Genomic DNA, 943 nt, shown 5'->3' with positions numbered 1-943 from the left:
GGCTTCAACATTCAGTGCTAAAACGCTTGGAATTGTATCTGTATTCTTAGTATCATTTGCTAACTTCTCATCAATTGGAATCGTGTCAGGAGCTGTTAAAGGCTTAAGCGAAAAGCAAGGAAATACAGTAGCGCGCTTTGGTCTTCGTTTACTATACGGAGCTACGCTTGTAAGCGTACTGTCAGCAATTGTTGTCAGCTTCATTTTATAAGTGTAATAGAAACAGAAAGAAAAGCAGTTTCCTTTTCAAAAGGAATTGCTTTTTCTTTTTTACATGTAAACTACAACTCCGCACATCCTAAAGAAAAACATCGACGCAGAGGAGGACAAGAAAAGCTGGGGGCTTTTCTTACTGAAAAATGGATCAAATTGGACTGTTGCTGTCAGGTGCAGCTTTATTTTTAAACGGACTGATGCTGCTTGGAAAAGCAGATGAAAAAAACGTAGGCGTATTTAACTTATTTGTTGGAGCTTTTCAAGTTATTGTTCCGTTTTATTTAATTATTACGTCAGATCAAAGCAACTGGATTTTGTATGAAAGAACGGCAATCTTTTTATTTGGCCTTACGTATTTGTATGTAGGGGTGACTGTATTAAAGGGAATGCAGGGAACAGGACTTGGCTATTACTCGCTTTGGGTATCGATTATCGCTTTAGTGTACGTTACGGTTTCTCTTGTTCACTATCATGACGTAGTTAATGCCATTACATGGATTCTTTGGTCGTTTTTATGGTTTTTATTTTATGTGCTTAATACGAGCAAAAAAGATGTATCTGCATATGTGGGGAAAGTGGCGATTGTCCAGTCGTKGGTGACGTTGACGATTCCAGCGCTGTTTTCACTAACAGGCGTATGGGGAAATAAGGATATGTACAATATGTGGGGAATCGTGCTGGTGGCGTCTATCATTTATTTCGTATATCTAGGGTATCGACTATTCTT

Annotated in this window: 2 protein-coding genes; both read left to right on the top strand. The window is 38.5% G+C overall.

Annotated elements, in window-relative coordinates:
• The coding region (locus AC1DRF_RS29775; protein WP_477742542.1) for a nucleoside transporter C-terminal domain-containing protein at positions 1 to 211 on the top strand (211 nt) is incomplete at its 5' end.
• A gap of 148 nt (positions 212 to 359) precedes the next feature.
• Positions 360 to 943, top strand: a 584-nt coding sequence (locus AC1DRF_RS29770; protein ID WP_477742541.1) for an AmiS/UreI family transporter, incomplete at its 3' end; no start/stop codon positions are given.

It is taken from the genome of Priestia sp. P5_B4, assembly GCF_056400385.1.
This window is presented reverse-complemented; position numbering and strand designations above follow the sequence as displayed.